The 505-nt window shown below is 35.8% G+C and carries 1 protein-coding gene; it reads left to right on the top strand.

Translation table 11 applies throughout. The features are described 5' to 3' along the window. Nucleotides 1–505: DUF3231 family protein (locus tag V7659_RS06980; protein WP_335539025.1), on the top strand; the 505-nt coding region annotated here is incomplete at both ends.

The raw sequence follows: 505 nt of genomic DNA, 5'->3' as shown, positions 1-505 counted from the left end.
AAATATCAGAATTATTTACAACAGAAGGGATACCCCTGCCAAATGGTTTTGGAAAACAGGATGTGAATATACAAGCAAAAAAGCTCTTTTCTGATGTAACGTATATGCGTTACCTGCACCATATGGGAAGAACGGGATTGAATACATATAGTTTAGCTAAATCAATTTCCTCTAGAGAAGATGTTCGATACTTATTTAAAAGGTTTTATGACCATACGGAAATGCTTTATGACAGAAATACTTTATTGATGCAGAAGAAAGGTGTATTTGTCCGGTCTCCATATATTTCATATCCAGAAAAAGTAGAATATATTACGGAGAAATCTTTTCTTGGAGGTTTAATTGGCCACCGTCGACCACTGCTTGCCATGGAAATTGCCCATTGTGGGGTAAACATTGAGGTGGCAAACGTAGCTAAAACCATGCTTTTAGGATTTAGCCAAGTGGCTCAGTCGAAAAAAATTAGTGACTATTTTAAAGAAGGGTATGATTTAGGTAAGAAAAT

It is taken from the genome of Neobacillus drentensis (genome assembly GCF_036966985.1).
Taxonomy (GTDB): Bacteria; Bacillota; Bacilli; order Bacillales; family Cytobacillaceae; genus Neobacillus; species Neobacillus drentensis_E.
Note: the sequence above shows the minus strand (reverse complement) of the source record. Positions and strands in the feature narration are given on the sequence as shown.